The organism is Alteribacter lacisalsi (genome assembly GCF_003226345.1).
Lineage (GTDB): Bacteria > Bacillota > Bacilli > Bacillales > Salisediminibacteriaceae > Alteribacter > Alteribacter lacisalsi.
This window is the reverse complement of the sequence record NZ_PDOF01000004.1, coordinates 164,605-190,590: the sequence shown is the minus strand read 5'-3', so window position 1 is coordinate 190,590 and position 25,986 is coordinate 164,605. Positions and strand designations below refer to the sequence as shown.

Below are 25,986 nucleotides of genomic sequence, written 5' to 3'. Positions count from 1 at the left end.
AGGAAGGAGGTAAATACGATGGTCATGACTGATCCTATCGCAGATATGCTAACTCGTATTCGTAATGCGAATACTGTACGTCATACAAGCCTGGAGCTTCCAGGTTCAAAGATCAAAAAAGAAGTTGCGGACATCCTGAAGCGTGAAGGCTTTATCCGTGACTACGAATTTATTGAGGATAACAAGCAAGGCATCCTTCGTATTTTCCTTAAGTACGGTGTTAATAACGAGCGCGTTATTACCGGACTTAAGAAAATCAGTAAACCAGGCCTGCGTGTATATGCAAAAGCTGATGAAGTACCAAAGGTTCTCGGCGGACTCGGTATCGCTGTAATCTCTTCATCCACTGGCATCATCACAGACAAAGAAGCTCGTCAGCAGCAAGTCGGCGGCGAAGTTCTCGCTTATATTTGGTAATATCGAACGGAAGAATGGAGGTGTAAGGCATGTCTCGAATCGGTTTAAAACCTGTTGAGATTCCATCCGGCGTTGAAGTGAAGCAAGACGGTACAACTATTACGGTCAAAGGACCTAAAGGTGAACTAACACGCACACTTCATGCGGATATGGTTGTAGAACAAGAAGATAACAACATCGTTGTAAAACGTCCTTCTGATCATAAAGAGCACCGTGCCCTTCACGGAACAACTCGCAGCGTCATCAACAACATGGTTGAAGGCGTAACAAAAGGTTTCGAAAAGAAACTTGAGCTTGTTGGTGTAGGTTACCGTGCACAAAAATCAGGAAACAAAGTAACACTCAGCGTAGGTCTGTCTCACCCGGTGGAATTCGTACCGGAAAACGGCCTTGAAATCGATGTTCCTGAAAACACGAAGATTACTGTAAAAGGGATCGACAAAGAACGTGTTGGAGCACTTGCTTCCAACATTCGTGCTGTAAGACCACCTGAACCTTACAAAGGCAAAGGAATTCGCTACGAAGGCGAATACGTACGCCGTAAAGAAGGTAAAACAGGTAAATAAGGTTAAATAACGGAATGAAAGGAATGACGTTCAATGATCACAAAGGCTGACAAGAACGTGGTACGTAAGAAACGGCACGCACATGTTCGTCGTACGATCACGGGTACTGCTGAACGTCCTCGTTTGAATGTTTTCCGTTCTAATAAGCACATTTACGCTCAGGTAATTAACGACGTTACAGGCGTTACTATTGCCAGCGCTGATAGCTTAGATAAAGAACTTAAACTTGATAACGGCGGAAATAAAGAAGCTGCCCAGAAAATCGGCGAAGCTGTTGCGAAACGTGCCCTTGAGCAAGGTGTTGAAACTGTGGTATTTGACCGCGGCGGATACCTTTATCATGGTCGAGTCCAAGAGCTTGCAGACGCAGCACGTGAAGCTGGTCTGAAGTTTTAAATAACCACAAAAGGAGGGAAACTCATTGCGTAGTATCGACCCTAACAAACTTGAACTTGAAGAGAGAGTAGTTACTGTTAACCGTGTTGCAAAAGTGGTTAAAGGTGGTCGTCGCTTCCGCTTTGCTGCACTGGTTGTAGTTGGAGATAAAAACGGACACGTTGGCTTTGGTATGGGTAAAGCACTTGAAGTACCTGAAGCGATCCGTAAAGCGATTGAAGACGCGAAGAAAAACCTTATCACGATCCCGGTTCAGGGAACGACAATCCCTCACCAGATCACTGGTGAATTCGGAGCTGGAAGCGTACTGCTTAAGCCTGCATCCGAAGGTACTGGAATTATTGCCGGCGGACCTGTCCGTGCCGTACTTGAGCTCGGCGGTGTCGGGGACATCCTAAGTAAATCCCTTGGTTCCAACAACCCGATCAACATGGTTCGTGCAACCATCCAGGGACTTACTGAACTAAAAAGCCCGGAAGAGGTTGCAAAACTTCGCGGCAAAACAGTAGAAGAGCTACTAGGTTAAGGAGGGAATTAACATGGCTAAAAAACTTGAAATTACCCTCACACGCAGCCTGATCGGACGCCCTCAGGATCAGCGCGTTACCGTGAAAACTCTGGGTCTTCGTAAAATGCACCACACAGTGGTTCAGGAAGACAACGCAGCGACTCGCGGTATGGTGAACAAAGTATCTCACCTTGTTACTGTTAAAGAAATCGAAGCATAAGAACAAGAATAAGAGTTGAGGAGGTGCCGACATGAAACTTCACGAACTTAAACCTTCAGAAGGTTCCCGTAAAGTCCGCAACCGTGTTGGACGCGGTATTGCCAGCGGTAACGGTAAAACTGCAGGGCGTGGACACAAAGGACAGAACGCCCGTTCAGGCGGTGGCGTACGTCCAGGGTTTGAAGGTGGCCAGATGCCAATCTTCCGCCGTCTGCCTAAGCGCGGATTCACAAACCCTACACGCAAAGAGTTTGCTATTGTGAACCTCGAAACGCTTAACCGTTTCGAAGCGGGAACAGAAGTAACTCCTGAGCTTCTGATCGAGTCCGGTGTTGTCAGCAGCGCGAAGGACGGAATCAAAGTTCTTGGGAACGGCAAGCTAGAGAACAAGCTTACAGTGAAAGCCCATAAATTCTCTGCTTCTGCTAAAGAAGCAATTGAGGCTGCCGGCGGAACTACAGAGGTGGTCTAATGTTCCAGACAATCTCCAATATTATGCGGATTGGTGATTTGAGGAAAAAGGTACTTTTTACCTTGGCTATGCTTGTAGTCTTTCGTATTGGCGCGCATATCCCGGCTCCGGGAGTAGATGCAGACATTCTCGACTTTCAGGGTGAGATGAATGCATTTGGTTTCCTGAATACTTTCGGCGGCGGAGCACTCGAGAACTTCTCGATCTTTGCAACCGGGATTATGCCCTACATTACGGCATCCATTATCGTACAATTACTCCGTATGGACGTAGTACCGAAGTTTACTGAATGGGCGAAGCAGGGTGAAGCCGGTCGTCGTAAACTGGCACAGTTTACACGCTACTTCACAATCATTATCGCTTTTGTTCAGGCTTTGGGAATGTCAATCGGATTTAACCGGATCTTTCCGGGACTCGTTCCCGACCCGAGCTTTCTGACGTATGCCCTGATTGCCCTGACACTGACGGCAGGCACAGCCTTCCTCATGTGGCTCGGTGAGCAGATTACGGCACAGGGTGTCGGTAACGGAATCTCCATCCTGATCTTTGCAGGTATAGCAGCAGCAATTCCAAACGGTGTAAACCAGCTGTACGCGACTCAGATCGCGGACGCAGGCGACGGACTGTTCCTTGGAATTGTCACGATTGCACTGCTTGTGCTGGCTGTACTGCTGCTCGTAGTCTTCGTGATTTTCGTTCAGCAGGCCCTTCGCAAAATTCCTGTTCAGTACGCCAAGCGTCTTGTATCAGGTAAACCGCAGGGCGGTCAAAGCACGCATCTGCCTTTGAAAGTGAACTCCGCAGGGGTAATTCCGGTTATCTTTGCCATGTCACTCTTCATTTTCCCGCCAACTGTCGCCGGATTCTTCGGTGACGACAGTACAATTGCGGGCTGGGTAACCCAGAACTTTGATTATACGCAGCCGTTCGGTCTCGTTGTATATGCAGCGCTGATTATCGGTTTTACGTACTTCTACACGTTCGTACAGGTGAACCCGGAGCAGATGGCTGAAAACCTGAAAAAGCAGGGCGGGTATATCCCAGGAATCCGTCCTGGTAAAACAACACAGGTCTACATTACAAGAATCCTGTACCGTCTCACGTTCGTCGGTGCGCTTTTCCTTGCATCTGTCTCTGTAGTACCGGTATTCTTCACTGAACTTGCAGGCCTTCCGCCGGGAGTTCAAATTGGAGGAACAGGACTTCTCATCGTTGTGGCAGTAGCCCTTGATACGATGAAGCAGATCGAAAGCCAGATGATCAAACGAAGCTACAAAGGATTCATTAAATAAATAAGGAAAGGGAGATTCTTGCTCCCTTTGCCTTCGATCGTGAATGAAGTACGATGGAGGGATAATCGATGAATTTGATCTTAATGGGTCTTCCGGGTGCGGGAAAAGGCACACAAGCCGACAAAATCGTAAACAAATACGGTATTCCCCACATTTCAACCGGAGATATGTTCCGTGCTGCAATTAAGGGCGGAACGGAACTCGGGTTGAAAGCCAAATCCTTTATGGATGCCGGGAACCTTGTTCCAGATGAGGTTACTGTAGGAATTGTCCGCGATCGTCTGAGCCAGGATGACTGCAAAGACGGTTTTCTGCTGGATGGTTTTCCAAGAACAGTAGCACAGGCTGAAGCATTGGAAGAGATTCTCGCTGAACTCGATCGTCAGCTCGACCACGTTGTCTACATTAAAGTACCGGAAGAGGACTTGTTCAAGCGTCTCACGGGACGCTGGGTATGCCCGGACTGCGGCACCAGCTATCATGAGATCTTCAATCCTCCGAAGATTGCCGGGAAATGTAACAAGGATGGCAGCGACTTAATTCAACGAGATGATGATAAGCCGGAAACGGTTGAAAAGCGGATCAAGGTAAATCTTGATCAAACCCAGCCTCTCGTAGATTTCTACGGAAACAAAGGCTACCTTCGCAATATTGATGGCAAACAGGATATTCAAGACGTCTTTGAAGACCTTGATACTCTCCTGAAAGGGAACAATCGATGATTATCTGCAAGACAGAGCGTGAGATTGAAATCATGCGTGTTGCCGGTAAGATTGTGGCACTGACACATCAAGAGCTTCAAAAGCACATCCAGCCTGGTATTACGACGAAGGAACTGGATACGATCGCAGACACATTTATCAGACAGCAAGATGCGATTCCATCTTTTAAAGGCTATAATGGATTTACTGGCAGCATCTGTGCTTCAGTGAATGAAGAGTTGGTACACGGTGTACCGGGTAACAGAGTATTGAAGGACGGCGATATTATCAGTATAGACATCGGAGCAAAGTACGGTGGCTATCACGGTGATTCCGCCTGGACTTATCCGGTCGGGACGATTTCCGAGAGTGATCAGAAGCTTCTCGAAGTAACTGAAACATCTCTTTTTAAAGGTCTTGATGAAGCAGGACCGAAGGAAAGACTCTCGAACATTTCCCATGCGGTTCAGTCGTATGTGGAAGCACACGGATTCTCAGTTGTCCGGGAATATGTCGGTCATGGAGTCGGTCAGGATCTTCACGAAGATCCCCAGATCCCGCACTTCGGACCACCAGGAAAAGGACCCCGTCTCAAACCGGGCATGGTTCTTGCTGTAGAGCCCATGGTTAATGCCGGATCAAGGCATGTGAAAACACTAGCCGATAACTGGACGGTCGTCACTTCCGACGGTAAACGATGTGCCCATTTTGAACACACAATCGCTATTACAGACTCAGGATATGAAATCTTGACTAAGCCATAGTAAAATTAAAGGTGGTCACGGAATGAAGGATCCTGAAGCCGTTCCGCAGCTCGGTGAGCTTGTGCGAATAGTCAAGGGCAGAGATAAAGATCAGTATGCGTGTATTATCAGTGTGCTGGATGCAAAATTTGTTCTGATAGCCGACGGCGACAAGCGGAAGGTCGACAGAGCAAAGAAGAAAAACATTCAGCATCTTGAGCGGACCGAACTGGTCATGCCCGAAGTCAAAAATAGCATTGTCGATACGGGCCGTGTGACCAATGCCAAATTGCGGTTTGCAATTTCATCATATATGAATGACAATTTACTGAAGGAAGGAGAGTAAATTCATGGCCAAAGAAGATGTAATCGAAGTAGAAGGCACGGTCATTGAGCCGCTGCCCAACGCGATGTTTCGTGTTGAACTGGAGAATGGACACAAGATTCTTGCCCACGTATCCGGTAAGATCCGTATGCACTTCATTCGTATCCTACCAGGAGATAAAGTGACCGTTGAATTGTCTCCCTATGATTTAACCCGTGGTCGTATCACGTATCGTTATAAATAAGCTGATGGATAGCGAAAGCGCACTCCGTATCACAAGGAGGTAAAAAGCATGAAGGTAAGACCATCTGTAAAGCCGATGTGCGAGAAATGCAAAGTTATTCGCCGAAAACGTACCGTCATGGTAATCTGCGAAAACCCTAAACACAAACAAAAACAAGGTTAAACCAACAGGAGGTGTAACGTAATGGCACGTATTGCTGGAGTAGACATTCCCCGCGATAAGCGGATTGTCGTATCACTCACTTACGTTTACGGAATCGGACAATCAAGAGCTGCTGAGATCCTTAAAGAAGCGGGCGTATCAGAAGATACACGCGTACGCGACTTGACGGAAGATGAACTCGGACGTATCCGTGAAGTTGTAGACGGAGTCAAAGTAGAAGGTGACCTTCGCCGTGAAGTGTCCCTTAACATCAAGCGTCTGATCGAAATCGGATCTTTCCGTGGAATCCGCCACCGCCGCGGTCTTCCTGTCCGTGGTCAGAAAACGAAGAACAACGCACGTACGCGTAAAGGACCTCGCCGTACTGTAGCGAACAAGAAGAAGTAAAGGAGGTAATGTACTGTTATGGCTAAACCTAAAACGACTCGTTCAAAGCGTCGTCAGCGTAAGAATATTGAATCCGGAATTGCGCATATCCGCTCCACATTCAACAACACGATTGTAACGATCACAGACCCTCGCGGGAATGCAATCTCTTGGGCCAGTGCTGGTGCATTAGGCTTCAAAGGATCCCGTAAATCAACTCCTTTCGCAGCACAGACTGCTGCTGAAACAGCTGCAAAAGCAGCTATGGAACACGGGATGAAGGTTGTGGAAGTTTCCGTTAAAGGCCCTGGTGCCGGACGTGAAGCTGCAATCCGCTCCCTTCAGGCAACTGGTCTGGAAGTTAACATGATTAAAGATGTTACTCCAGTACCTCACAACGGCTGCCGTCCACCAAAACGTCGTCGAGTATAATAACGGTCAAAGGGTATGGATTACCATACCTGTGTCAATAATGGATAAGAGTCATGAATAAAGGAAGACTCTTTTGGGAATATTGACGATTCGTAAAAGATCGGATGTGCCCAATGAGGGATTCCGGTCTGACCGTTTTCCGGTCAGCCGGGGTTTCGACGTTTTGAAGGAGGGTTTGTTTAATGATCGAAATCGAAAAGCCGAAAATTGAACCTGTTGAAATTAATGATGATGCTTCATATGGCAAATTTGTAGTAGAACCATTAGAGCGGGGATATGGTACGACGCTTGGAAACTCCCTTCGCCGTATTCTTCTATCCTCACTGCCAGGTTCAGCGGTAACAAGTGCACAATTCGATACGGTACTTCATGAGTTCTCTACGATTGAAGGCGTAACGGAAGATGTGACAACGATTATTCTGAATCTGAAGAAGCTCGCGCTTAAGATCTACTCTGATGAAGAGAAGACCCTCGAGGTTGAAGCCCAGGGTGAAGGCGTCGTAACGGCTGCTGATCTTATGCATGACAGTGACGTGGAGGTTTTAAACCCTGATCTTCACATTGCCACACTGTCCAAAAACGCAAACTTCCATCTTAAGCTCAGTGCTAACCGCGGTCGCGGCTATGTACCGGCTGAAGGAAATAATTCAGGTGAACTGCCAATCGGTGTCATTCCAATTGACTCGATTTATACGCCGGTTTCCCGAGTGAACTTCCAGGTGGAAAACACGCGTGTAGGTCAGATTACCAACTACGACAAACTCACAATGGACGTGTGGACGGACGGAAGCATCCGCCCGGAAGAAGCCGTTTCACTTGGTGCAAAGATTCTTACCGAGCACCTGAACATCTTCGTCGGCCTCACCGATCAGGCGCAGAATGCCGAGATCATGGTTGAGAAAGAAGAAGATCAGAAAGAGAAAGTACTCGAGATGACGATCGAAGAGCTTGATCTTTCCGTGCGTTCTTACAACTGCCTTAAGCGTGCAGGAATCAACACGGTTCAGGAACTGACTCAGAAGTCAGAAGAAGATATGATGAAAGTTCGTAACCTTGGACGCAAGTCCCTTGAAGAAGTTCAGGAAAAGCTGGGCGAACTCGGCCTTGGCTTACGCAACGAAGAATAGTCAGCATCAGGCTTCTATTCGAAAGCATTTCTCTTCTAAAAGAAACACGCGGCGCACTGCCCGTGTTTCAGGGTGCGATATGAACCTATAGAGAACGGACAACCTTTAGAGAAGGAGGGACTCACAACATGGGATACAGAAAACTTGGTCGTGACAGCTCTGCCCGTAAAGCACTGCTTCGCGATCTTACAACTGATCTGATCATCAACGAACGAATCGAAACGACTGAATCAAAAGCGAAGGAGCTTCGTTCTGTCGTTGAAAAAATGATTACACTCGGAAAGCGCGGCGACCTTCACGCTCGTCGTCAGGCTGCTGCTTTTGTACGTTCTGAACTTGCGGACGATGAAGGCACAACAGCTGTTCAAAAGCTTTTTGATGATGTGGCTAAGCGTTACGAGGACCGTCAAGGCGGATACACTCGTGTCCACAAGCTGGGACCACGCCGCGGGGACGGCGCTGAAATGGCAATCATCGAATTGGTATAATCAATCAAACCGATTGCTTAAAAGGGCGGGACTCAGAATCTGACAACACGGCAGATTCTGTTTCTATGCCCTTTTTTTGCGCGTCTGGAAGTCAAAAAAAGCCAGTTTCGTCAGAGCTTATGTCTGAAAACAAATTTACAGCTTCGCTGTTCGTTTACAGACATACGCATACGCTGCAGGCGGACGCTTTCCGCAGGTCTTGGCCTCAGCCTCCTCGGGAAAAGCGCCCTGCGAGGTCTTCGTCTCTTGCTTTTCCATCTGGAGTCGCCGCCTTTCGCTCCTGCTGGTGATAAATCATGTTTAACAAAGACAAAAGACAACCTTCCAGCCTTTTCATCAGTATCTGTAAACACGCGCTGGAGATCAGGAGTGGGTAGTATGGGTGAGGAGACAGCGGTTCAGGTAAGGAATGCTTCGTTTCGTTATTATGATGATTCCGCTCCGGTTTTAACGGATGTATCGCTATCGGTGTCACGCTCAGAGTGGCTGGCAGTCACCGGTCATAACGGCTCGGGTAAGTCGACGCTGGCCAGACTGATGAACGGACTCCTGCTTCCCCAGAAGGGGGACGTGCTGATTCGCAGCCTCAATACGAAATCCCAAGCGGATACGGCTGCGATCCGAAAAACAGTGGGCATGGTTTTTCAAAACCCAGATAACCAGATTGTCGCACCAACTGTGCAGGACGATGTGGCGTTCGGGCTTGAAAACAACGGTGTCCCGGCTGATGAGATGGAAGAGAGAGTAGCCTCTGCAATCGTGCAGGCAGGTCTTACCGGTTTTGAAGAGGAGGAACCTCATAATCTATCAGGCGGCCAGAAGCAGCGGGTGGCTATAGCAGGAGTACTGGCATTACGACCTGATATCATCATTCTTGACGAAGCCACATCCATGCTCGACCCGTCAGGAAAAAAAGAGGTACTGGAACTCACAGCACGGCTTCGGGAGACAGAGAAGGTCACGGTAATCAGCATTACCCACGACCTTGAGGAAGTGTTTTATGCTGACCGGATGATTGTAATGAAGGATGGGGTTATAACAGCAGAGGGAATACCGAAAGACGTATTTCAAAACAGGGCTGTCCTGGATCAGGCCGGCCTGGAACAGCCGTTCAGCGTTCAGTTGAGAGCCGAACTTGAAAGCCAAGGTGTTGCTCTTTCTGAAGATGCCGTAACGGAGAAAGCGATGGTAGAAGCGTTATGCACATTAAAGCGCAAGACCTAGGCTTCATATACGGAAAAGGTACACCTTTTGAAAAAAAAGCCCTGTCAGACGTAAATGTCGATATTCCGCCCGGAAGCCGGGTGGCGGTTGTCGGTCACACAGGATCCGGCAAATCCACTCTCGTGCAGCATCTGAACGGTCTGCTCATTCCGACAGAAGGCTCTGTGACGGCTGGTGAAGTAAGGATTTCACCTGGAACAAAGCAGAAGGAACTGTACAGGCTCCGCAGGCGTGTAGGGATGGTCTTTCAGTATCCCGAGCACCAGCTGTTTGAGGAAACGGTTGAAAAAGACATTTCCTTCGCGCCGCGCAATTTTGGTGTTAAAGAAACTGAAATCAGGAGCAGGATTCAGGCAGCCGTTGCAGCAGCCGGTCTTGATGACTCAATTCTTGAACGCTCACCGTTTGAACTCAGCGGAGGACAGATGCGCCGTGTGGCGATTGCCGGAGTGCTTGCAGGGGAACCGGATGTGCTGATTCTGGACGAACCGGCAGCCGGCCTCGACCCTAAAGGCCGCAGACAAATGATGAAGATGTTTTCCGACTGGCAGAAGGCGGCAGCAGCCCGTTCCTACATCCTCGTCACGCACCACATGGAGGACGCAGCGAAATATGCGGATTTTATTTATGTGATGAACGGCGGAACGGTCGTCATGGAAGGCCAGCCATCTGTTGTGTTTCTGGAGCGGAACCGTCTTCTTGAAATCGGCCTCGATGTGCCGATGCCTGTGCGGATTCTTATGGCACTCGGTCATTCGAGTCCGCATTCCCTCACCACATATGAGGCGGATGAAACGGCGGCAGAGATCGTCCGGCTCCTCAGAGGGGAGGGGGCGTCACAATGAAATCGATGATCATGGGGCAGTATGTCCGCCGGGATTCGTTCATACACCGGATGGACCCCAGAGCAAAGCTTGCCGGATTGTTTCTGTTTTTGCTAGTGCTCTTTCTGGCGAATCGGCCGGCGGCGCTGATTCCGGCTTTTCTGTTTGCCGCACTCGTTTTTCTGGCCACGAAGGTGCCGGTGAGGTATCTGCTGAAGGGACTCAAGTTCATTGCTATCATGGTTATTTTATTATTTCTCTTCCGGATGCTGATGACCCGTGAAGGCACGGTGCTATTTGAACTCACGTGGCTTACTGTTTACGAGGAAGGGGTCAGGGACGGAGCGGTTTTTGCGGGCCGCCTGTTTCTCCTCCTGGTGCTGGCAACCGTGCTCACCCTTACAACAACGCCGATTGAACTCACAGACGCTCTTGAACGTCTGTTCAAACCGCTCCAGCGTCTTGGCCTCCCTGCACACGAGCTGGCGCTCACCATGAGTATTGCACTGAGGTTTATTCCGACGCTTTTTACGGAGATGGAAAAAATCATGAAGGCTCAGACGGCTAGAGGGGCTTCGTTTTCAAACGGCTCACTTGTGAGGCGGATCAAAGCGCTCGTACCCCTTCTCGTTCCTCTCATCATCCAGTCGTTTCGAAGAGCCGAAGAACTTGCTGTGGCAATGGAAGCGAGAGGATACACCGGCAGTGAAGGAAGGACCCGCTTCCGCCGGATGGTCTTGAGACCGTCAGATGCCTGGGTGCTCCTCCTGGTGGCACTGACCGGGGTTTGTATCTTTGCTTTGAGAGGGTAGAATGCTCTTAGTTCATAGAGAAAGAAGGTACCAACATGACACGTTACGTTTGCAGGCTCGCCTATGACGGGACGGCCTACTCGGGCTATCAGATTCAGGAAAACGGCCGAACCGTTCAGGAACAGCTCCAGAGGGCGCTGAGGAAGATTCATAAAGGGCGGGAAGTGGAGACAAAGGGATCGGGACGGACCGATGCCGGCGTGCATGCCCGTGGCCAGGTTGTGCAGTTCGATTCGGAGCTGAAGATCCCTCTTGAGCGCTGGCCTGCTGCTCTCACAGCGGTTCTCCCCCCTGACATCGCGGCGCATGAGGTGGCTATTGTACCGGATGACTTTCATGTCCGTTATGATACGACGGGAAAAGAATATCGCTACAGGCTCCTGAGCGGCCGTCAACGGGACGTGTTCCGCCGGAATTACACTCACCAGCCTTTTCCCCTCATCAGGGACGTGGAGGCTATGCGCGAAGCTGCACGGCACTTTCTCGGCACCCATGACTTTACGAGCTTCTGTTCCCAGAAGTCACCGGTCACAGATAAGGTGCGCACCATCACCGCACTCGAAATTCATGAGGAAGGTGACGAGCTGCTGCTTGTTTTCAGAGGGACCGGTTTCCTCTACCAGATGGTGCGGATCATCACCGGTACTCTCGTGGAAGTGGGGCAGGGCAAACGAACGGCGGATTCCGTGCCGGATGTTATCGCTGCCCGTGACCGGGAAAAGGCCGGGGCTACTGTCCCCGGCTGCGGCCTGTATCTGTGGGACGTATTCTATGAGCAGGACATTTTCGGCAGCGGAAGTGACGAAAGCGGCGAGGATCGCGGATAAAACCGAAAAGTCGCGGATATATCAAAAATAGCGCGGATAAATTCATTTTTTCGTGGATAAAACCATGTTGATCACAACCGCCGGCCTAGGGTCAATAAAACCCGTCAAAAAAAATTCCCATAACAACGAATCCTGGTGTAACATCCTGTTGACATCAGTATTTCCATGGGTTATGATGTTATATGGTATTCTAAAGCCCACTAGCCCCGGGCAGACGAATCGTTTTAGATCCAACACTTGATTTTGATTTCTGATTGAAGTTTTAGGAGGGAAATAACTGATGCGTACGACATATATGGCAAAAGCTCAGGAAGTAGAGCGCAAATGGTACGTTGTGGACGCAGAAGGTCAGACACTTGGTCGTCTTGCAAGTGAAGTAGCATCCATTCTTCGCGGCAAGCACAAGCCGACTTTCACACCACACGTTGACACTGGAGATCACGTAATTCTCATCAACGCTGAAAAAATTCACCTGACTGGTAACAAACTGGCGGACAAAATGTACTACCGTCACAGCCAGCATCCAGGCGGACTTAAGAGCATGACTGCTCAGGAAATGCGCGACCGCAAGCCGGTAAAAATGCTTGAGCTTGCAGTAAAAGGCATGCTTCCAAAAGGTTCTCTTGGACGTCAGCAGGGCAAAAAGCTTCACGTATACGCGGGAAGCGAGCATCCACACCAGGCTCAGCAGCCTGAAAACTACGAACTACGCGGTTAATTATAAAGGAGGTTACCAACTTTGGCACAGGTTCAATACTACGGAACAGGTCGTCGTAAGCACTCTGTCGCACGTGTACGCCTCGTACCTGGTGACGGTACAATCGTCATCAACGGGCGCGGCATCGACGAGTACTTCGACCTTGAAACTCTAAAGCTTATCGTTAAACAGCCACTCGCTGAAACTGAAACAGAAGGTACGTACAACATCCACGTAAACGTGGACGGTGGAGGTTACACAGGACAAGCGGGCGCGATCCGTCACGGCATCTCCCGCGCGCTTCTCGAAGCAGACCCTGAGTACCGCACATCACTTAAGCGTGCAGGATTCCTTACTCGTGACGCTCGTATGAAAGAGCGTAAGAAATACGGTCTTAAAGCTGCACGTCGTGCTCCTCAGTTCTCGAAGCGTTAATTCCCTTATATACCAAGGGTTCAGCCCTCTTTGCCTCATGCAGGCAGAGGGGGCTTTTTCGTGTTTTTCTTTAGAAATGACCCAAAAATGACTCAAAAAAATTCAAGTTGGATTTCCCATTTACTCAGGGAGCTTTCTGCGGTTTTTTCTTTGGCTTCTTTTGTTATATGGGTATAGATATTATTTAATGTGGTCTCAACCCTATTTTGTAATGGAGTATTGGCACGCAGTTATCCAGCGTAATTGTTTTTCTGATTTTCTTCCTTTTGGAGGTAGTAACAGTTCGCTGGTACTCCTCCATAAGGGGCATGAAATCTTCAATGTCCTTCTTCAGCAGGGTAATCCTGAGATTGCCATGAGACTGCCCTTAGATAGTCCCGCATCACTTCCAGGAAAAATTAATCATTGAATCGTCTGAAAATTGCTGATAGACTAATATGTAATCTCCAGACAGAGGGATTTTCATCTGTCGGAAAAAAAACTGCATAGCGTGTCTTTTTATCAAGAGAAGTGGAGGGATATGGCCCTGAGAAGCTTCAACAACCTCAATCCAGCGGGATTGAAAGGTGTTAAATCCATCGGAGACTGCTCCGGAAGATAAGAAGAGTTGATGTATCAGTACCTACACCCTCTTCTTTTTTCAGGAAGAGGGTTTTGTTGTTTTCTGAAAGACGCCCCTTCTTTCTGAACCTGGCTTACAAGGAGGGTGATGACGTTCATTCAAGTTTTTATCCGAGTAAATTTATCTGAATACTAAGGAAAAAGGAGAGTTTATTGATGACGAAACAATTAATCCTGAATGCTTTTGACATGACAAGTGCCATGCACAATTCCCATGGGTTATGGAAGCACGAAAACAGCCGGAGACACCGTGAATACAAAGATCCTCACTATTGGATGGAGATTGCAGGTCTTCTTGAAAAAGGGAAGTTTGACGCTGTTTTTTTCGCCGAAGTGCTAGGAATTTATGACACGTACCGCCAAAGCAGGGGGCCATCCCTGCGGGACGGCATGCAGGTCCCGGCGATCGATGCCTCTTATGTGGTTCCTTTTATGGCCAGTGTGACGAAACATTTGTCGTTTGCCATCACGATCAGCACCACCTATGAACAGCCGTTTTCGAATGCCCGCAGGTTTTCCAGCCTCGATCACCTTACAAATGGACGGATTGCGTGGAACGTGGTCACCTCATACCTTCCAAACGCAGCGCGTAATTTCGGCCTTGAAGATATGGTCCGTCACGATAAGCGTTATACGATTGCTGATGAATTTCTCGATGTATCCTATAAGCTTTGGGAAGGCAGCTGGGAAGAAGAGGCTGTCGTTGAGGATGGAGACAACAGTACCCTTGTGAACCCGGATAGCGTTCATGAAATCAATCATAAGGGAAATTTCTTCAGTGTGGCAGGGCCTCACCTCAGTGAACCATCTCCCCAGCGCACCCCCGTTCTGTATCAGGCAGGGACATCAGAAAAAGGACGTGCATTTGCTGCCAGGCACGCTGAATGCATCTTCGTGGGAGGCCCGACGCCGCTGAAAATCCGGGAATACATTGAGGACATAAAGGCACAGGCGCGGGAACTGGGGCGTAACCCTGATCATCTGAAGTTCTTTTCCTTTTTGAATGTAGTGGTGGCTCCGACAACGGAGGAAGCAGAACGTAAATTTGCTGAGTACGATGATTTATGGAGTGTAGATTCCGCTAAAGCCCAGTTCGCAGGAGCGAGCGGTCAAGATCTGTCATTCTATGAATCCCTGGACCCATCCCTTCCTTTTGATTTCAAAAAGACCGAGCACGCACACTACAAGCAGGCTACAGTGGACAGAGATCCAAAAAAGCAGCCCACGATCCGTCAGGTGCTGAGCCGCTTTGAACATATTGATCGGGAAACGTACATTGTCGGTAATCCACAGCAGGTAGCAGATGGCATCCAGAAACAGTTCGAAGAGTCCGGTGTGGACGGCTTCAACCTGAACCATCTCCTAACCCCGGGAGACCTGGAAGCATTTGTTGATCTCGTTGTTCCCGAGCTTCAGGTCAGAGGAATTTATAAAACATCCTACAAGGAAGGGACACTCCGTGAGAAGCTGTTCGATCACGAAAGTGCCCATCTTCCTGACGATCATCCGGGGTACGGCTATAAAGTGAAACCAGAAACCTTTGAAGCGAAAGGAGAAAAAACAAGATGACCAGACCACAGACAGGATTATTTGCTTTGGTATTTTCCGGAGTGGCTGTACTAACGGCATGCGGGGCCAATGAAGGTGCCTCCGGACTGGAAAAACAGGAGCTTGTACTTGGGGGAACCGTTCCCTATACAGAAATGCTTGAGTGGGCGGTCAAGCCTGAGCTTGAGGAGCTTGGATACGAGGTGAGTATCGTGGAGTTCAGTGATTATGTCCACCCGAATCTCTCTCTTGATGACGGTTCAATTGATGCAAACCTGTTTCAGCATGAAGTGTATTTGAATGCTTTTACAGAAGACCGTGATATGGACTTATCCCTTGTCATCCCGGTTCCAACAGCACCGATCGGCCTCTACTCTGATCGCTTTGAATCACTGGATGATATTGAAGAAGGCATTACTGTCGGTGTTGCGAATGATCCGACCAACCTCTCAAGAGGGCTGACCGTGTTACGCGATGCCGGACTGATTGAAATCAGTGAAGATGCGGACCCGATCCGGTCCTCTCCTGAGGATGTGACGAGCAATCCTCTCAATCTGCAGTTTAAGGAAATTGAAGCAGGGCAGCTCCCTCGGTCTCTTGAGTCACTGGATCTTGCAGCAGTAAACGGGAATTTCGCCCTGTCAGCCGGCATGGATTTGGATGACGCTCTGATCGTTGACAACATGCCGCCTGAAATACAGAACCAGATTGTTGTACGCACCGAAGACACTGACGAGCCTTTTGTAGAGGATATTAAAAAAGCGATAGAATCCGACCACTTCAGACAGGTGATCGAAGAGGATTTCGAAGGGTTCAACTATCCCGGCTGGATGAAAGAATAATACAAGGGGGCCTGACAAATTATGAAACTGTGATCAGAGGGTCAGACCCCGCACGAGGAGGAAGTAATGATGGCTATTGCACGTGTTGTGCCTGTTTTCCAAAAGGCTGAAGAGCTTGCCCGGGCTTTCAGTGAACGTGCTGCTTATTATGATGAGAACAATCTGTTCCCGACTGAGAACTTCAATGACTTGAAGGAAGCCGGTTTTCTGTCATTGACTGTACCTAAAAAATATGGCGGTGAAGGCTTTGGACTCAAGGAATTTCTGGAGTTTCAGGAGGTGATCGCTGCCGGGGACGGGGCGACTGCGTTGTCTGTCGGCTGGCACCTGGGTGTGATCCTTGAAGCGGCGGAGAAGAATAACTGGCGGGGAGCGGCCTTTGAAACGCTATGTAAAAAGGTGGTGCAGGATCAGGTTCTTATCAACCAGGCAGCGACAGAGCACGCAACAGGAAGCCCTTCCAGAGGGGGATTGCCGACTACCCTTGCTGTAAAAAAAGACGGAGGCTGGATTTTGCACGGAACAAAGTCGTTTACCTCCATGGCCACTGCTCTCGATTACTCCGTTGTTACCGCACGGATTGACCAGACCGATACTAAAGGGACCTTTCTCGTCGATCACCGTCTGCAGGGGATCAGTGTCAAAGAAACATGGGATACGATTTCAATGCGAGCTACAAAGAGTGATGACTTGTGTCTCAATGATGTGTATGTGAGAGAAGAGGACCTTCTTTTTACACACAAGAAAAACCCGGTCCCTGAAGGGTGGTATCTGCAGGTACCGGCTGTCTATCTTGGGATAGCAGCAGCGGCAAGAAATGAAGCTGTTCACTTTGCCAGTCAGTTCAGACCCTCAACGCTGCCGGGTCCGATCTGTGAGACACCGGAGATACAGCAGAAAACAGGAGAAATGGATGCAGAGCTGTTTACCTGCCGACAGGTACTGTACCGCACCGTTGAAAAATGGGAGCAGGAACCTGCCGGGCGGAAACGGGCAGCTTCGGATCTTGCCGCCACAAAGTACATCGTCACCAACAGTGCCAACCGCATCGTTGACCTGGCGATGAGGATTGCCGGTGCCCGCAGCCTAGCAAGAAAGAGTCCTCTTCAACGGTATTTTCGGGATGTACGTGCCGGTCTTCATAATCCTCCATCCGATGATATCGTCCTCCGTTCAATAGGAAAAAGAGCGTTTACTTAACAGGACAAACCCATGGAAATCTTATGAAAAAAGCAATAAAACCGCCACCTATGGTGTGCGAAATTTAACCATAAAATACGGATTTAAAAACAAAAAATCACATGTGATTTCTGCTATGAAATCGCATGTGATTTTGTTTGTGAATGGCTTGTTAGCACCCCTGAAGCATGGAGCAGAAGCGCTACACTCTTTTAAAAGATCTGCACAAGCAGGTTTCTCGTGTTAGTAGCGAGGAGGAACCATTGTCAATCTGCTTTTGGTTGATACAGCCGCCTTCTGATTAAAGTTTAATACTCTCTTAATTCATCCATATCATCAATAAATGTCGGCAGAAGTGAATTTTCATACAGGTCGATGATAAACTCCTGAGTATCTTCTTCATGATAGAGCTCGGCAATACGCTGAAGTGTCTCATTGTCCTGGTCTTCAGCCTGCACTGCAAGAATATTTACATAGGCAGCAGCTCCGTCTGCGTCTTCAATAAAAATGGCGTCGTTTACCGGGATATAACCTGCCTCTACTGCTACACCATTATTGATTACAGATGCATCCACATCTGGAATGACGCGTGGTGTGTGGGCAGCCTGTACTTCTTCAATGTTCAGGTCATGGTGGTTTTCCACGATGTCACTGGCATCTCCAATACCGTCAAAGTTTTCCGGCAGTTCAATAAATCCTGCTTCCTGAAGCAGGAGAAGCGCACGTCCCTGGTTCGTTTCCTCCTGCGGGACGGCAACCGTAGCGCCTTCCGGGATCTCTTCGTGAGATTCGTATTTATCGGAATAAAGACCCATTGGTGCAATATACGTTCCTGCAATCGGCTCCAGGTCCAGGTTGTGTTCTTCAATAAAATTATCAAAATAGGAAATCGTCTGAAATGCATTAAAATCTACTTCTCCATCAGCCAGTGCCATGTTCGGTCTTACATAGTCGGAGAATTCCTGGATTTCTATTGTTATGCCTTCTTCTTCTGCTTTATCAGCCATGTACTCCCACAATGGGATGCCTGATCCGTTTACACCGACTGTTACTGTGTTTTCGTCGCCTTCTCCACCTCCGCAGGCGGCAAGTGCTGTAAGAGATAATGCTGATAACGCTGTGATTAGTACCTTCTTCATTTATTGTTCCTCCTGTCAGTTTCATATATTTTTTCAGTTTTCTTGGAATGACTAAGGTGCAATAACACCTCATTGTCATGCAGCTTCGTTGAACGAACTCACCACTGTGGAATCCGTTCAGAAATGAATAACTGTTATCTCCGGCGGATTGCCCGTGATAAGTGGTTTCCTCCTGCCTGAATAACCTGAACGATAATAATAAGCAGAATAACCGTTACGATCATAACGTCTGTGTGGAAGCGCTGATATCCATAAGCGATTGCCAGGTCTCCAAGGCCGCCGGAACCGATTGCGCCTGCCATGGCAGAGGCTCCTACAAGACCTACCGTGGCAATGGTTAAGTTGAGCACAAGTGAGCTCAGCGCCTCGGGAATTAAAAACCTAAAAATAATCTGCCACGGGGTTGCTCCCATGGACTTGGCCGCTTCGGTCACGCCTGGATCGACTTCCAGGAGGCTGCTTTCAACAAGACGGGCAATAAATGGTGCCGCGAATATAACCAGGGGAACCATGGCTGCCGTCGTGCCAATCGTTGTGCCTACGATCAGCCTTGTTAATGGGATAAGTGCAACCAGCAGAATAATAAACGGAACGGAACGGACCATGTTAACAATGGTATTTAAAATGACAAAGGCCACTCTGTGTTCGAATAACTGACCCTTTCGTGTGACAACGACCGCTACCCCGAGTGGAATTCCGATCAGGCTGGCAAAAACTAATGGAAAAGCTGTCATTGCCAGGGTTTCAAGGGTGGCTTCCCACACCCGGACCCAAAACGTACTCCAATCAGTATCCCTCATGGATGTCCACCTCCCTTATAGTGAAATTCTCTCCGATAAACGAGACAGCCCCTTGAATCTGCTTTGGCTCGCCGTTTAATTCGACAATCAGGTTGCCGAACGCCTTTTCCTGAAGCTCAGTAATATGCCCGTGCAGGACGTTCACTTCCAGATCAAACTGCCTGCCCAATCTTGACAGGACAGGCTGACTGGCCATCTCTCCTTCAAAGAGAATCCTGTAGATATGATGGTTTTTGCCGTCTGTCTGTAACTGAGTCAGGACCGATGCCGGGAGCTTGTCCTGCATCACAGAGCTGACAAAGTTTTTCGTCGTGGATGCCTTAGGCCGTGAAAAAAGGTCAAATACGCTGCCTGACTCGATGACTTCCCCATTTTCCATTACGGCCACCCTGTTACAGATATCACGGATGACCGGCATTTCGTGTGTGATGATAAGTATGGTAATACCAAATTCACGATTTACTTTTTTAAGCAGATCAAGGATCGATTTTGTAGTCTGTGGATCAAGAGCCGATGTTGCTTCGTCACACAACAGCACTTCCGGTGAAGTAGCCAACGCCCGGGCTATACCTACCCGCTGCTTCTGACCTCCTGAAAGCTGATCAGGGTAGCTGTCAGCTTTGTCGCTGAGACCAACAAAGGACAGGAGATCCATAACTCTCTTTTTCACTTCCGCTTTCGGCGTTTTGCTCAGCTGCAGGGAAATGGCGATATTTGCATAGACGGTTTTGGATTCACACAAGTTAAAGTGCTGAAATATCATGCCGATTTTCTTCCTGGCTTCTCTCAGCTCTTTTGCCGAAAGGCTTTTCATATCCCGTCCGTTGACCCTTACCTCTCCTGCAGTAGGTTCCTCAAGAAGGTTTACACACCGGACGAGAGTACTTTTTCCTGCACCGCTGAATCCGATCACACCAAAGATATCCCCTTTATTTACGGTAAACGACACGTCTTTGACTGCTGTTACTGTTCCTTCATTTCCTTCATACGTTTTTGAGACGTTGTCGAAGGTTATCATTGCCTTCACTCCTTTAAATGCAAAAAATCCTCTCCTTATCAAAATAAGAAGAGGATAAATCAGTCATTACCGCACTTCTTATCTTTCGAACTTATCGGTAAGGTAAGCTCGATGGAATTGGCACAGTTCTCCAGTCGTCACCGGAGTCCGCTGCCGAGGCGTCACAGGGCCATATCCCTCTGCCTCTCTTGATAAGAAAATTATTATTTAATTAGCTAAAAAATAATGAATTGTGAATAATCATAACGTTCTATGAAAGAAAGTGTCAACCTCCTTTATGAATGTAAACGCTCCAATACTTAAAAGTAGTTTTTTTATCCTAGTTGTGCCGCGATCTATTCTAATGTAAATAATGGACCAGGACTTAAACAGAGAGATTCTCTACTATTTAAAACGAGTCAACTGCCTCAAATTTTAACTCTCCAGTTCGTCAAAGATATATTATGTGATTTTGGACAGGTCCAATCACTCGTTAATTCCGCAGCCATCGTTGAAATTATCAGATTTTTATGTATAATTCGAATGACAGGTTTGCAAATACACAGACGAGGTGTGGTCCTTATGAAAACGAGTGAAAATCAGCTGCTTGAGGAGCTGAAAGGTGTTTTAAGAGACGATCAGGTTTCGGTGAATGAAACCGTGCTTGCACAGCATAGTAAAGATGAGTCCTATCATAAGGAGAGTCTGCCTGATATTGTCGTGTTTCCGGAAAGCACGGAGCAGGTCAGTGAGATTATTAAAGTCGCGGACCGCACGTCCACACCTGTGATTCCTTTTGGTCTCGGGACGAGCCTTGAGGGGCATGTGATCCCGTATGACAAGGGAATCACGGTTGATTTTTCCCAGATGAATAAGGTGCTGGAAATCAGAGAGAAGGACTTTCTTGTCAAAGTGCAGCCGGGGGTGACCCGCTCGCAGTTGAATAAGGAACTTAAAAAATACGGATTGTTCTTTTCGGTGGATCCGGGAGCGGATGCGACCCTTGGAGGTATGGCTGCCACAAATGCGAGCGGGACCACTTCTGTGAAGTACGGTGTGATGGAGGACCAGATCCGCAGTCTGGAAGTGGTGCTGCCGGACGGAGAGACGATCCAGACCGGAAATCTGGCTCAAAAGTCGAGCTCCGGCTACAATTTGAACAGTCTTTACACAGGGTCGGAGGGAACACTCGGCTGTATAACCGAGCTGACATTGAAAGTGTATGGAATCCCCGAAAATATTGCAGCCGCCCGGGCTTCTTTTCCCACTGTCAACGATGCGGTGGAAGCCGTCGTTTCCATTTTACAGGCGGGCGTATCCATCGCCAGGGTGGAGCTTGTGGACGAGCCTTCGATCAGACAGGTCAACCTGTTCAGTGAGACGGAATATAAGGAAAAAGCGACGCTGTTCCTGGAATTCCATGGGAATGAACCTGGACTCAATCACGATGTGGCGTTTACCGAGGAAATCGTCGCGGACCATAACTGTGAAGAGGTGTTTTTTGAAAAAGATAATGCCGCCAGAAACAAGCTGTGGGAGGCACGGCATAATTTGGCTTACGCCTTTGTCCATGGTAATCCCGGTAAAAAACTGATGGTTACGGACGTATGTGTGCCCATTTCGGAACTGGCAGGGGCGATCCGTCACGGAAGAGAGACTATTGATGAGTTAGGTGTGGATGCAGGCATTGTGGGACACGTTGGTGACGGTAACTACCACGCGCTTCTCATGATTGACATAAACAATGCAGAGGAAGTGAGTAAAGCCAACCGGTTTAATGAGGCGATTGTGGAGTATGCCCTGGCATGCGGTGGCACGTGTACCGGTGAGCATGGTGTGGGCATCGGGAAGATGAAATATCTCCGTAAGGAACACGATAAAGCGCTGGACGTGATGCAGGCGCTCAAGGCGGCTCTCGATCCAAAAGGCATTATGAACCCGAACAAGCTTGTTCCGGGGAAAGGAGACAGCCTATGAAAATCCTTGAAACGATAAGTGCAACAGCAGGACGATATTTTGCGGTCTGGGTCATTGCTGTTGCCGTTATTGCCTACTTTATCCCGGAGCCGTTTTTAGGGCTCGGAGCCTATATTACGATATTGCTTGGTGTCGTGATGTTCGGGATGGGACTTACCTTAAAGCCGGTTGATTTTAAATTGGTTGTCAAGAAGCCGGTACCCGTCATCTTCGGAGTAGCCGTCCAGTATGTGGTAATGCCCCTCCTGGCTCTGGCTATTGCTTTTATCCTGAACCTGCCTCCTGAACTGGCTGCAGGGCTTGTACTTCTGGGGTCCGTGCCTGGTGGAACAGCATCCAATGTCATGGTGTATCTGGCAAAAGGGAACCTTGCCTTATCCGTAGCGATGACGTCCTTTTCCACGATGCTGGCACCGATATTAACACCGCTCATCCTGCTGGCACTGGCGGGGCAGTGGCTGCCTGTGGACCCGATGGCCATGTTTGTGTCCATCGTTCAGGTGATCATTATTCCAATTGCACTCGGTATTCTGATCCGCAGGCTTTTCCCTGCTGCGGTAAATAAAAGTGCTTCCGTCATTCCGCTCATATCTGTTATTGCCATTATTATTATTGTTTCCGCGGTCGTAAGCGGCAACGTGGAAAGCATTGCTGCTTCCGGACTTCTGATTTTCACAGCCGTTCTTCTCCACAATCTGGGTGGGCTGTTCTTTGGTTATCTGGCCGCGTTTCTTATGCGTCTGGATGAAAGTAAAAGACGGGCGATTTCCATTGAAGTGGGGATGCAGAACTCCGGTCTCGGTGTCGCGCTGGCCACGGCCCATTTCGGTCCTTTAGCGGCGCTGCCAAACGTGATTGCCGCGGTCTGGCACAACATTTCCGGGCCGATTTTGGCCACAATCTGGTCAAAGAAACCTGTGGAACGAGAAGAAAACCCTGATCTGCAGACACGGGTGAAGAAGACAGGAACATAATTTTTGATACCTCTTCGTGAAAGCCGGTATTCATAAGATTCTGTTAAAGCTTAATGATGATATTTTGCTATCGTTAATTGAAGCGAACGCGCGAGACTCCTGCGGGAACAGCGCCGGCTGAAGACCCCGCAGGGCGTTTTCTCTGAGGAGGCTGAAGCGGTCCCCGCGGAAATGGAGCGCAGTGAGCGGAAATCAACAACAGACTTTAACAGAGCCATTCACAAAAACCAGGCGCGCCCGGAATCCGGGCGTGCCTGGTTTGCTTTTATGAGTGTGTTACCATTCAAAAAAGAGTTTTAATGACATGGTGATTGCGGAATATATAAAGACTGCACCTGCGAAGGTGGGAAAATGCGTCTCTCTTTCACTAGGAAGTTCGTGTTTGAAGACGTTAAAGATCATAGCTCCTGATACAAACGCAAAAATGATGGATTGGAAGAGAGGCCTCAAGTCCGTTGTTAAAGCTAATATCCAGCCGATCACAATTCCCACAGCCAGCACATATCTTCCGTATTTATTATATTCTCCCGGAAACTCTCTCCACATGTCATGCGCCACAGCGATAAAGTGCAGGCCGATCGCAAAGCAGTAAAATAACGCCTGGATTCCCGCTACATCAGTTGATAGCACGACGTAAGAAACCAGTGCATTGTATAGCGCATAAAAAGAAATAGCCGACCAGAAGGAGGAAGAGTGTGAAACGTATTTCTGACTGATAATGATTTGTATGCCGAGGAAGATGACAACGCCGATCAGGCCTACGAAATAGATTTCTGATTCCATTGATAAACGGCGGTAGGGTTCTGCTATATTCGTCTGCTCTTTATGAAGGGTTGGGAGTAGATACACAAATACATAAGAGACAGCCAGTCCTCCGGAAAAAGAAAACCATTTCATGCGCTTCATTTTCTCTGAAGGAAGAAGAGCATTCGCGAGAAAGTGAATCGCAATAAAAACGATACCAACGATATAGGGAATCACGGACATTACAGCACCTCCCAGCATGATCTTACTCAAGGTTTAATCGTAACACAGTTTAAGTTGGTTTTTACGTTATGATCTTAAGGAGGGCACAGTTTAACAGCAGATCCGGTCCATAATTTACCTGGCCTTCATTCCCGATTCGCGTAAGTGACAGCGGCAGGGGATTAAGCTATAATGAAAAGCGTTGTAATCACCTTTCAACGGACCGAAAGGCGGTTTTTTTATGATTAAATTACGTGATGTGAGTAAACGCTTCGGCGATTTCGAGGCAATAAAATCGGTATCCATAACGGTCGGTCAGGGGGAGATTTACGGTATTATCGGGGCCAGCGGAGCAGGGAAATCCACGCTTCTCAGGCTGATGAATGTACTGGAGACTCCCGACAGCGGTGAAGTGACTGTAAACGCTCAGGCGCTGACGAATCTGAGTGGGAAAAAACTCCGGGATGCCCGGAAGTCAATCGGAATGATTTTTCAGCACTTTAACCTGGTGGCCAATAAATCGGTGTATGACAACATTGCCGTTTCCCTGCAGCTGGCCGGCTATCCGCGAAAAGAGCGGCGCAGGCGGGTTCTTGAATGTCTGCAGTTTGTCGGTCTTGAAGGATTTATGCACAAGTACCCGGCGCAGCTGAGCGGCGGGCAGAAGCAGCGTGTGGCGATTGCACGGGCACTGGCCACGAATCCCCAGGTGCTGCTGTGTGACGAACCGACTTCTTCTCTTGATCCAAACACTACTGCTGAGGTGTTAGGCGTTTTAGAGGACGTGAATAAAAGGCTCGGAGTGACCATCGTTATTGTCAGCCATGAGATGGGGGTTATTAAGAGTCTCTGCAGCAAAGTCACGGTAATGGCCAAGGGTGAAGTTTATGAGACTCTCTCCATGAAGCCGGAGGGAGTGCCGGACATCGATAACAACCCTAAGTATTTTGTTGATCAGCTGCAAAAGGATGGGAGCCGGGATGATACCTGAGATTTTAATTCAATATGAAGCTGAAATTTGGGGAGCGATCGGCGAGACTTTCTTCATGGTAGGGGTGGCGATTCTGGCCGCGGTCCTTGTGGGCCTGCCTGTGGGAACGCTGCTTTATCTGTGCCGGAAGGATCATCTGCTTGAAAACAGAGCTGTTTTTTCAACAGTGAATCTGCTCGTCAATACGATACGCTCTTTTCCGTTTCTTTTGCTGGTCGTCTTTTTAATCCCGTTTACGAGGCTGATCATTGGAACGGCGATCGGAACCGCTGCTGCTTCCGTTCCTATGGCGATTATCGCGATTGCTCATTATTCGCGGTTTGTGGAACAATCGCTTTTGGAAGTGCCTAAAGGCGTAATCGAAGCCGCTGTCTCCATGGGCGCTTCCGTAAAAGCGGTCATCTTCAAGTTTTTATTTGTGGAGGCCCGTTCGGGACTGGTGCTCGGGTTGACCACTTCAACGATCAGCTTTATTTCCTACTCGACGATCATGGGAGTTGTAGGAGGCGGTGGGATCGGCGATTTTGCCATCCGCTATGGTTATCAGCAGTATAAAACCGATCTGATGATGTATGTGATCGTCATTATGGTCATACTGGTCCAGCTGATTCAGTATACCGGTACGACAGTGTCACGAATGATTGATAAAAGGTAAGGAAGCAGGAGGATATAAA

General features: G+C 48.5%; 33 protein-coding genes and 2 riboswitches. Of the genes, 29 read left to right on the top strand and 4 right to left on the bottom strand.

Going from position 1 to position 25,986, the window contains the following annotated elements:
• The first annotated feature begins 18 nt into the window (after nt 1–18).
• The 25 genes from rpsH (at nt 19) to CR205_RS19105 (ending at nt 17,489) form a co-directional block, all read left to right on the top strand.
• Complete coding sequence (rpsH, locus tag CR205_RS19225) at nt 19–417, top strand: 30S ribosomal protein S8 (protein ID WP_110521765.1); 399 nt, start codon at nt 19–21, stop codon at nt 415–417.
• 29 nt (nt 418–446) lie between these two features.
• Complete coding sequence (gene rplF / locus CR205_RS19220) at nt 447–983, top strand: 50S ribosomal protein L6 (RefSeq protein WP_110521764.1); 537 nt, start codon at nt 447–449, stop codon at nt 981–983.
• Between the two features lie 33 nt (nt 984–1,016).
• Nucleotides 1,017–1,379 carry a 50S ribosomal protein L18 gene (gene rplR / locus CR205_RS19215; protein ID WP_110521763.1) on the top strand — a complete coding sequence of 121 codons (363 nt, stop codon included), beginning with the start codon at nt 1,017–1,019 and terminating at the stop codon, nt 1,377–1,379.
• Nucleotides 1,380–1,404: 25 nt separating this feature from the next.
• A complete protein-coding gene (gene rpsE, locus CR205_RS19210; protein ID WP_110521762.1) occupies nt 1,405–1,905 on the top strand; it encodes a 30S ribosomal protein S5 in 501 nt (166 codons plus the stop codon).
• A gap of 13 nt (nt 1,906–1,918) precedes the next feature.
• Nucleotides 1,919–2,107, top strand: a complete 189-nt coding sequence (rpmD, locus tag CR205_RS19205) for a 50S ribosomal protein L30 (protein ID WP_110521761.1) — start codon at nt 1,919–1,921, stop codon at nt 2,105–2,107.
• A 31-nt stretch (nt 2,108–2,138) separates the two neighbouring features.
• On the top strand, nt 2,139–2,579 hold the full coding sequence (gene rplO, locus CR205_RS19200; protein WP_110521760.1) for a 50S ribosomal protein L15: 441 nt from the start codon (nt 2,139–2,141) through the stop codon (nt 2,577–2,579).
• A complete protein-coding gene (gene secY, locus CR205_RS19195) occupies nt 2,579–3,871 on the top strand; it encodes a preprotein translocase subunit SecY (protein ID WP_110521759.1) in 1,293 nt (430 codons plus the stop codon). The genes rplO and secY overlap by 1 nt, the downstream gene beginning before the upstream one ends.
• A 68-nt stretch (nt 3,872–3,939) precedes the next feature.
• Complete coding sequence (locus CR205_RS19190; RefSeq protein ID WP_110521758.1) at nt 3,940–4,593, top strand: adenylate kinase; 654 nt, start codon at nt 3,940–3,942, stop codon at nt 4,591–4,593.
• Nucleotides 4,590–5,336: a type I methionyl aminopeptidase gene (gene map / locus CR205_RS19185; RefSeq protein ID WP_110521757.1), complete on the top strand. Its 747-nt coding sequence runs from the start codon at nt 4,590–4,592 to the stop codon at nt 5,334–5,336. The genes CR205_RS19190 and map overlap by 4 nt, the downstream gene beginning before the upstream one ends.
• Before the next feature lie 22 nt (nt 5,337–5,358).
• The gene (locus CR205_RS19180) at nt 5,359–5,661 is read left to right on the top strand and encodes a KOW domain-containing RNA-binding protein (RefSeq protein WP_110521756.1); all 303 of its coding nucleotides are present in this window, start codon (nt 5,359–5,361) and stop codon (nt 5,659–5,661) included.
• 4 nt (nt 5,662–5,665) lie between these two features.
• Complete coding sequence (gene infA / locus CR205_RS19175) at nt 5,666–5,884, top strand: translation initiation factor IF-1 (RefSeq protein ID WP_010896341.1); 219 nt, start codon at nt 5,666–5,668, stop codon at nt 5,882–5,884.
• A gap of 48 nt (nt 5,885–5,932) precedes the next feature.
• Nucleotides 5,933–6,046, top strand: a complete 114-nt coding sequence (gene rpmJ / locus CR205_RS19170; protein WP_110521755.1) for a 50S ribosomal protein L36 — start codon at nt 5,933–5,935, stop codon at nt 6,044–6,046.
• A gap of 21 nt (nt 6,047–6,067) precedes the next feature.
• Complete coding sequence (gene rpsM, locus CR205_RS19165) at nt 6,068–6,433, top strand: 30S ribosomal protein S13 (RefSeq protein WP_110521754.1); 366 nt, start codon at nt 6,068–6,070, stop codon at nt 6,431–6,433.
• An 18-nt stretch (nt 6,434–6,451) separates the two neighbouring features.
• Nucleotides 6,452–6,844 (top strand): 30S ribosomal protein S11, encoded by a 393-nt coding sequence (gene rpsK / locus CR205_RS19160; protein ID WP_110521753.1) that lies wholly within the window; start codon nt 6,452–6,454, stop codon nt 6,842–6,844.
• A 182-nt stretch (nt 6,845–7,026) separates the two neighbouring features.
• Nucleotides 7,027–7,971: a DNA-directed RNA polymerase subunit alpha gene (locus CR205_RS19155; protein WP_110521752.1), complete on the top strand. Its 945-nt coding sequence runs from the start codon at nt 7,027–7,029 to the stop codon at nt 7,969–7,971.
• Nucleotides 7,972–8,099: 128 nt separating this feature from the next.
• Nucleotides 8,100–8,459: a 50S ribosomal protein L17 gene (gene rplQ / locus CR205_RS19150; RefSeq protein ID WP_110521751.1), complete on the top strand. Its 360-nt coding sequence runs from the start codon at nt 8,100–8,102 to the stop codon at nt 8,457–8,459.
• Nucleotides 8,460–8,837: 378 nt separating this feature from the next.
• Nucleotides 8,838–9,683: an energy-coupling factor transporter ATPase gene (locus CR205_RS19145; RefSeq protein WP_110521750.1), complete on the top strand. Its 846-nt coding sequence runs from the start codon at nt 8,838–8,840 to the stop codon at nt 9,681–9,683.
• Complete coding sequence (locus CR205_RS19140) at nt 9,659–10,528, top strand: energy-coupling factor transporter ATPase (RefSeq protein ID WP_110521749.1); 870 nt, start codon at nt 9,659–9,661, stop codon at nt 10,526–10,528. The genes CR205_RS19145 and CR205_RS19140 overlap by 25 nt, the downstream gene beginning before the upstream one ends.
• Complete coding sequence (locus CR205_RS19135; protein ID WP_110521748.1) at nt 10,525–11,319, top strand: energy-coupling factor transporter transmembrane component T family protein; 795 nt, start codon at nt 10,525–10,527, stop codon at nt 11,317–11,319. Before CR205_RS19140 ends, CR205_RS19135 begins: the two co-directional genes overlap by 4 nt.
• 35 nt (nt 11,320–11,354) lie before the next feature.
• Nucleotides 11,355–12,146: a tRNA pseudouridine(38-40) synthase TruA gene (truA, locus tag CR205_RS19130; RefSeq protein WP_110521747.1), complete on the top strand. Its 792-nt coding sequence runs from the start codon at nt 11,355–11,357 to the stop codon at nt 12,144–12,146.
• Nucleotides 12,147–12,426: 280 nt separating this feature from the next.
• Nucleotides 12,427–12,864 (top strand): 50S ribosomal protein L13, encoded by a 438-nt coding sequence (rplM, locus tag CR205_RS19125; protein ID WP_110521746.1) that lies wholly within the window; start codon nt 12,427–12,429, stop codon nt 12,862–12,864.
• A 21-nt stretch (nt 12,865–12,885) separates the two neighbouring features.
• Nucleotides 12,886–13,278, top strand: coding sequence for a 30S ribosomal protein S9 (gene rpsI / locus CR205_RS19120; protein WP_110521745.1), 393 nt, complete (start codon nt 12,886–12,888; stop codon nt 13,276–13,278).
• A 495-nt stretch (nt 13,279–13,773) separates the two neighbouring features.
• Nucleotides 13,774–13,882: riboswitch (SAM riboswitch) on the top strand.
• Between the two features lie 173 nt (nt 13,883–14,055).
• On the top strand, nt 14,056–15,468 hold the full coding sequence (locus CR205_RS19115; protein ID WP_110521744.1) for an LLM class flavin-dependent oxidoreductase: 1,413 nt from the start codon (nt 14,056–14,058) through the stop codon (nt 15,466–15,468).
• A complete protein-coding gene (locus CR205_RS19110; protein WP_110521743.1) occupies nt 15,465–16,289 on the top strand; it encodes a MetQ/NlpA family ABC transporter substrate-binding protein in 825 nt (274 codons plus the stop codon). Before CR205_RS19115 ends, CR205_RS19110 begins: the two co-directional genes overlap by 4 nt.
• Nucleotides 16,290–16,358: 69 nt before the next feature.
• The gene (locus tag CR205_RS19105; RefSeq protein WP_236634909.1) at nt 16,359–17,489 is read left to right on the top strand and encodes an acyl-CoA dehydrogenase family protein; all 1,131 of its coding nucleotides are present in this window, start codon (nt 16,359–16,361) and stop codon (nt 17,487–17,489) included.
• A 287-nt stretch (nt 17,490–17,776) separates the two neighbouring features.
• On the opposite strand, the gene CR205_RS19100 is transcribed toward CR205_RS19105, so the two are convergent.
• The 3 genes from CR205_RS19100 to CR205_RS19090 all read right to left on the bottom strand — a co-directional run bounded on the left by CR205_RS19100 (nt 17,777) and on the right by CR205_RS19090 (nt 20,425).
• Complete coding sequence (locus tag CR205_RS19100) at nt 17,777–18,607, bottom strand: MetQ/NlpA family ABC transporter substrate-binding protein (protein WP_110521741.1); 831 nt, start codon at nt 18,605–18,607, stop codon at nt 17,777–17,779.
• Nucleotides 18,608–18,741: 134 nt separating this feature from the next.
• Nucleotides 18,742–19,407: a methionine ABC transporter permease gene (locus CR205_RS19095; protein WP_110521740.1), complete on the bottom strand. Its 666-nt coding sequence runs from the start codon at nt 19,405–19,407 to the stop codon at nt 18,742–18,744.
• Complete coding sequence (locus CR205_RS19090; RefSeq protein ID WP_110521739.1) at nt 19,394–20,425, bottom strand: methionine ABC transporter ATP-binding protein; 1,032 nt, start codon at nt 20,423–20,425, stop codon at nt 19,394–19,396. The genes CR205_RS19095 and CR205_RS19090 overlap by 14 nt, the downstream gene beginning before the upstream one ends.
• 75 nt (nt 20,426–20,500) lie before the next feature.
• A riboswitch (SAM riboswitch) is annotated at nt 20,501–20,623 on the bottom strand.
• Nucleotides 20,624–20,986: 363 nt separating this feature from the next.
• Between CR205_RS19090 and CR205_RS19085 the strand changes: the two genes are divergently transcribed.
• Nucleotides 20,987–22,381, top strand: a complete 1,395-nt coding sequence (locus CR205_RS19085) for an FAD-binding oxidoreductase (RefSeq protein WP_110521738.1) — start codon at nt 20,987–20,989, stop codon at nt 22,379–22,381.
• The gene (locus tag CR205_RS19080) at nt 22,378–23,355 is read left to right on the top strand and encodes a bile acid:sodium symporter family protein (RefSeq protein WP_110521737.1); all 978 of its coding nucleotides are present in this window, start codon (nt 22,378–22,380) and stop codon (nt 23,353–23,355) included. The genes CR205_RS19085 and CR205_RS19080 overlap by 4 nt, the downstream gene beginning before the upstream one ends.
• Before the next feature lie 276 nt (nt 23,356–23,631).
• On the opposite strand, the gene CR205_RS19075 is transcribed toward CR205_RS19080, so the two are convergent.
• On the bottom strand, nt 23,632–24,342 hold the full coding sequence (locus tag CR205_RS19075; protein WP_110521736.1) for a hypothetical protein: 711 nt from the start codon (nt 24,340–24,342) through the stop codon (nt 23,632–23,634).
• 220 nt (nt 24,343–24,562) lie between these two features.
• Here CR205_RS19075 and CR205_RS19070 point away from each other — a divergent pair, with 220 nt between their 5' ends.
• Both CR205_RS19070 and CR205_RS19065 read left to right on the top strand, forming a co-directional pair.
• Nucleotides 24,563–25,312, top strand: coding sequence for a methionine ABC transporter ATP-binding protein (locus CR205_RS19070; protein ID WP_110521735.1), 750 nt, complete (start codon nt 24,563–24,565; stop codon nt 25,310–25,312).
• Nucleotides 25,305–25,967, top strand: coding sequence for a methionine ABC transporter permease (locus tag CR205_RS19065; RefSeq protein WP_110521825.1), 663 nt, complete (start codon nt 25,305–25,307; stop codon nt 25,965–25,967). The genes CR205_RS19070 and CR205_RS19065 overlap by 8 nt, the downstream gene beginning before the upstream one ends.
• The last annotated feature ends 19 nt before the right edge of the window (nt 25,968–25,986 follow it).